At 33.7% G+C, this 5,761-nt stretch carries 5 protein-coding genes and 1 pseudogene; 2 read left to right on the forward strand and 4 right to left on the reverse strand.

Annotation, left to right across the window (positions count from 1 at the left end; all coding sequences use genetic code 11):
* The first annotated feature begins 168 nt into the window (after positions 1-168).
* On the forward strand, positions 169-2,103 hold the full coding sequence (locus WBY99_RS00275; protein WP_423974363.1) for a transglutaminase domain-containing protein: 1,935 nt from the start codon (positions 169-171) through the stop codon (positions 2,101-2,103).
* Between the two features lie 64 nt (positions 2,104-2,167).
* Here the strand turns inward: WBY99_RS00275 and WBY99_RS00280 are convergent, their stop codons facing one another.
* The 3 genes from WBY99_RS00280 to WBY99_RS00290 all read right to left on the reverse strand — a co-directional run bounded on the left by WBY99_RS00280 (position 2,168) and on the right by WBY99_RS00290 (position 4,293).
* Complete coding sequence (locus tag WBY99_RS00280) at positions 2,168-2,686, reverse strand: hypothetical protein (protein ID WP_423974364.1); 519 nt, start codon at positions 2,684-2,686, stop codon at positions 2,168-2,170.
* Between the two features lie 5 nt (positions 2,687-2,691).
* Positions 2,692-3,234 carry a hypothetical protein gene (locus WBY99_RS00285; RefSeq protein WP_423974365.1) on the reverse strand — a complete coding sequence of 181 codons (543 nt, stop codon included), beginning with the start codon at positions 3,232-3,234 and terminating at the stop codon, positions 2,692-2,694.
* A 93-nt stretch (positions 3,235-3,327) separates the two neighbouring features.
* Positions 3,328-4,293 carry a WD40 repeat domain-containing protein gene (locus WBY99_RS00290; protein ID WP_423974366.1) on the reverse strand — a complete coding sequence of 322 codons (966 nt, stop codon included), beginning with the start codon at positions 4,291-4,293 and terminating at the stop codon, positions 3,328-3,330.
* 479 nt (positions 4,294-4,772) lie between these two features.
* On the opposite strand from WBY99_RS00290, the gene WBY99_RS00295 reads away from it, so the two are divergent.
* Positions 4,773-5,132, forward strand: coding sequence for a hypothetical protein (locus WBY99_RS00295; protein WP_423974367.1), 360 nt, complete (start codon positions 4,773-4,775; stop codon positions 5,130-5,132).
* 21 nt (positions 5,133-5,153) lie between these two features.
* Here the strand turns inward: WBY99_RS00295 and WBY99_RS00300 are convergent.
* A pseudogene (locus tag WBY99_RS00300) lies at positions 5,154-5,761 on the reverse strand (UvrD-helicase domain-containing protein); the annotation flags it as partial.

The raw sequence follows: 5,761 nt of genomic DNA on the forward strand, positions 1-5,761 counted from the left end.
ATTTGGGACCTATTCGATACAATATAAAATGAAAGGTGAAAAATTATTGGTTCACAGAATTTTGACCATTAAAAAAGGCATTTATCCAAAAGAAAAATTTAAAGATTATGTCGAATTCAGAAAGAAAACAGCGAGCAAAGACAATACTAAAATTTTAATTTCAAAAGTATGATAAGAAAAATTACTCTTTTTATAGGATGCCTTTTAGTAAGTTTCCTTTATTCACAACATAAATTCCTTAATGATCCCAAAATTTCTGAAGAGGATTTAAAAAGTACCCAATCTAAGATTGAAGCCGATGCTCCCGCAGAAATTCTATATCGCTCTGTACATTTTATGATTGATTATAATGGTTATTTAACGCAAGAAATTGTAGAGCGTGTAAAAATATTTAATAAAGATAATGCGGGTAAATATCTGGATCATGAAATTGCGGTGTATGACAATGGAAGAGGTGACAGAGAAGTGCTGAGCAATCTAAAAGCATTGACGTATAATTGGGAAGATGGGAAAAAGGTTTCAACAAAAATTGAAAGAGATGAGAAATTTAAATCCAAAGAAGATAAAAATTTTACAATTACCAAATTTGCTTACGCCAATGTGAAAAATGGATCTGTGGTCGAATATTCATATACCCTGTATAGTCCGTTTTTATCGTCAACACCAAGGATTTTAATTGAGGAAGAAATCCCAGTGAAATATGTAGAATATGTTTTAGATCACCCTAAACCACTTGGGTATTCGATTAATTATAAAGGCAGTGTAGCGCCTACTCATCGTGATTCTGGTGAAAAACAATTGTACGGAGCAGAATATCAAACCTATCGTTTTGCTTACGAAAAGCTTCCTGCTTTCAAAGACGAAAAATTTGTTCTAAATAACAATAACTATAAAACAGGTATTAAAGCAGAACTTAATTCTACGTTGATTAATAACGTCTTTAAGTCATATTCTTTGTCATGGAAAGATATTCAAAAACGGTTATACAATCATGATGATTTTGGTTTGCAACTCAAGAAAGAAAATTTAGTTAAAAATATTCTTCCTGCGGAGATTTCAGATTTGCCAACTAAGATGGAAAAAGCAAATGCTATTCTCAAATTCGTACAGAAGAATTACACTTGGAATAAGGAAGATGATGTGTTTACGGATAAAGGAATTAAAAATCTTTTAACGACGAAAATCGGAAATACTGCAGAGATTAATCTTCTCTTAACAATGTTTTTGAGAAGTGCAGGCATCGATGCTGATCCACTCGTTCTGTCAACTGTGAAAAGAGGAGTGTTGCTGGCTTACAATCCATCCATCTCCCAGCTTAATTTTGTCCTGGCATCTTTTGAGGAAAATGGCAAAGTTTATCTTTTGGATGGTACCTCAAAATTGGCTGAAATTAATATGGTTTCCCCGCGGGCCCTTAATCAATACGGAATCGTGATGACTAAATCCGATGCGAAACAGGTTAATGTGATTTTTCCTGAAGTAAGTAAAACGGTACTTTCTGTAGATGCTAAATTAACTCCAGAAGGAACTTTCGAAGGTCATTTTGCAGATCGCGATACCAAATTATATGCGATGATTGCCAATGAAAATTATACGGATAATGAGAAAGTTTTTGCAAAAAGCTATCAGGATGAATACAAATTTCCTTTCACCAATGTGAAGCACGGTTTGCAGTCAAACAATGATTTTGAAACGAGTTTTGATTTTACTTCGGATACTTTTGTCGATGCTATTGGGAATAAGCTAGTGTTTAATCCATTGCTGTTTTTATACTCTCAAAATCATGGTTATAATCAAAAAGAAGAAAGACGTGCGCCGCTTGAGTTTTATTCTGCCTACGATCGAGTAAAGAAAGTGACGATTACAATTCCCGATAATTATGTATTTGAAAATGTACCGAGCTCAAAAAAATTTAGAACAGAAGACAACTCGATACAATACAGTTATGTAGTTACTCAGAACGGAAATGAATTAACTGTGGAAACCACGATTATCATTGATGATACCGTTTTCCCGAAAGAGTATTATCCTGCTTTCAAACAGATTTATGACAATGTAACCAAGATGGAAGCGCAAGTGGTAACCGTTGTGAAGAAAAAATAGTTCGTCAGAAATTTTTGAAATATGAATCCTGCTCTCACGCAAGAGGCAGGGTTTTTTTGTGCTTTTAAATGCTGTTTCTAAAAAAATACAATTTCTTTAATCGTTGAATAATTTTCAATAAATACGCCCTATTCTTAGAATCTTTTACCCATTGAGGCAAGCGGCTTCCGATGCTGTTATTTTTATTTTCTAGACCGTTTCGGCTGCGCTGGCTATCTGCAATGTAATTTTCGATGACGGCAAGATGATCCAAATTATAAGCCCACAATAAACCGTAAGTCGTTTCGATTTGGTACCAAACATTAAAACCGAAATAGGGATCAAACGGCGAATTTTTGATCAACACTCGGGAAGTGACGTCTTTCCCTCTGCTATTGGTATATATGGTGAATTTTGGAGTATTGGCGTATTTTAAAGCATAGCCACAAGAAGTGCATGAAAAGCGAACTTCGTCCTCATATTCGCTGATGGCTTTATGGGGATCGCCACCTAAAACCAAAGCTTGAAGATTGCATTTTGGACATGCAACCGAAATGGTGGAAATGAAATCGTTGTTCTGAACGGTGTAGGGGTTTGGAATCATGGTTATTATTTTGTTAATATTTCTGATGCGTGTTTGGCACCATGTTCTTTTAGAACGTTGTAGTAGACTCGGTAAAATTCAATTCCAGGTGGGTTTTTGTTCAATTCATCTCTAAAAAAGTCTAAAACCGTTTTACCATCCACAGGGTCAATACGATTAAGATTAACTCCCCACTTAATTACTGTACGATAAAAAGTCGCATTTCCGCTTACATGTGCAGCTTTTAAAATGCTACCACCCCGAAGAGAGAACGCAATGGTATCACATGTTAAACAATCTTCATATTCAGACCATACTTGACGAATTTTACGATTAACCTCTTCTTCTGAATCCTCAGGTAATACACCAGCTGCTTTTTTAAATCGGGTGATGTAGCTCAATTCATCATTTACAAAATCTGGAGTAATAACATGTTCGCAAATACCTCTTAGTCCTTTTGCTTCACCATTTCTTAATTTTTCAAAACACGCTTCTTCTTTTGGATGTCTTTGTGCTTGTAGTGGTAAAGCAAAAGAAAGTAGTACTACAACTAAAATTATCTTTTTCATATAATGTATTAATTATTATTTTCGATTAATGCTTCTGCTGAGTGTTTGGCGCTGTTTCTTTTAGAATTTGTACGTAATTGTATTGATTTACTTTTATTGTATCGCAAGTAGGCTAATTGATTTTGAACGTAGTGCCGTCGTCACGACATACTTCCCGTCGTTTGAAAACCTCATGCTGAGAATATCTGAGGATCCGATTTTTTTTGTCTCGAACGTTTTATAATCTAAAGTATATAAGCCATCATAACAACTATAAATCACTTTATCAAACTCCGGGACTAAGCAGAGTGGCATGGCGTAATCTCCGTACTCACTTGTCTCTACTAGTTTTTTTATTCCACCTGTTGCTACATCAATGATATGTATGATAGTACTTTCTCCATAACCTTCTTGCACACCTGCAATGATTAGGTTTTTGTCTCTAGAAGGAATAATATCTTGCACTTCTCTGGTTAAATCTATGAATTTCTTTGATTTTGCATTGGTAGCATCAGTTATGCTTATTCTTCTATTCGATGTTAAATGATATAACAACGTACTGTCATCGCTGAACGAAGCATTAAATTTGGTATAAGATCCATTATCACCTATTATACTAAGATCTGCAACATTTATAAGTTCACATTTCCCATTTGTTTGCACGTATGCAATCGTAGAGTTTGGGGCGATTGTTATTCTATTAATATTGCTGCTAAACTCATCAGATGATTTTAAAACCTCTAAAGTTTCTGGATCGCATAAGTATAGAGTTCCTAGAAATCCGCCGGCTAGAATATATTTGCCATCTGGTGTTATTGCTACTGCATTTATTCCTCCTTTGTCTAGCTTGTTTTGCTTTATGGGTAATTTAGATTTAGGAGAAAACTTATTTAGTGAACCATTAGCCCCACCTGCAATAACAAATTTTCCATCATTTGAAAAGACAGGTGAGGTTAGAATTGTTTCTGGCTTTGTATCAAAAGTTTGGATGTGTTTAAGTGATGTTTGTGACCATAATTGTATTGAAAGGAAAATTAAAATACAGATAAAAGCTTTCGAGTTGATTTTTTTTGTTGTCATTGTTTTTATATTTTACGGGTTTCCTATATTTTATAAATAAAAAGGTATTGATTTTTACACTTCTTTTTGTATTCTTACACTAGACTCCACTTGATTATGGTTGGTCTATTTTTTTTAATCAGTAATTTTTAGAATTTTAACTGCCATTATAAAGTGAAAAAAAATATTACAATTTATAAGGACTTAAATAAGAATATTTTTACGTTATAGAAAATCATCTTTGAAAAGTTCAAATGATATATTAATCACACCCTGCGGTGATAAGTTTTATTTTGAACTTATTTGCCATATGTTATATATCGTATTTCGTTTTCTGATTTTTGTTGTGAAATTAATAATTTAATTTATAACAAAACAACTCAATTTTATAACTTCAAAAAATACCTAGGACTAGGTATTTTTAATATTTATCCAAAAACAAAGTATTGCATCGTTTTATTTATTTTTGTTATCTTGTATCAATTCAATACGTTATCATTATGGATTTCGACAGATCTCCATTTGGACTGAAAAAATTATCATTGTGCCATCAACTGCATGAAGTTCAGAAAAATCTCCAATCTGGGGATTATACAATTGATGATTTGGGAAGTATTTTGCCCGCTTCAGTGATGCTTCATGATATGGAAAATAGGTTGCCTCTCGGGTTGGAATATATGAATAATTGGGGCTGTGAAATATTGGGTACTTCTGTAGATGAAATCAATGCATTGGGCGATGCTTATTATAGAAAGTATTTCATAAAAGAAGAAGTCTTAAGTATTTTTAAAGGCATTGTTGATGATTTGAATACAATGATTTTTCTATCATTCCCTCCGTGGAATGGCAAATTAATCTAAACGCTCATTGAAAAAATTTTCTTACACATAAATAATCTCCGTTTCTACAACCTTCTTGCCCAGTTTTTCCAATACCGATTTGTATTCATCAACCTGCAGTTGATGTTTTTCCTGCTCATCACCGGTTTTGAAATCAATGATGATGAACCCGTTTCCAGTATCGATCAGCCGGTCTGGGCGGTATACGGTTGATGTCCCGTTTTCTGAAATCATAATATCTTTTTCATTAATGACGGTTTGATTTTCTTTGAAGTATTTCGAGTAATTTTCATGAGTAATGATATTGAAAATCCGGTCATTGATTTGCGATTTTTCTTCAATGGTAATCGTTCCTTCCAAGAGATAGCTTTCCAACACTTTTTCTACATCTTTTGCCGTATTAATTTGGGCTAAAATCTCGTGCGTGAAAATCCCCATTCTTACTTTTTCTACCCGATTTTGATAACTTTTTGTAGGCGTTGCAACTTTAATCGCATCGGGATATTTGTCTTTTTCGGTGGTGAGGTGAATGGCTTTTGTGGTGAATTCTGTGCTTTTTTTCTCGTTTTTCTTTTTTAAATTTTCTGCTGAAATTTCATACAAATCAAACGATGAAACTTCTTCATCGACTTCACCATGCGGAATTTTGG

This window comes from Kaistella sp. (genome assembly GCF_049588135.1).
GTDB lineage: Bacteria > Bacteroidota > Bacteroidia > Flavobacteriales > Weeksellaceae > Kaistella.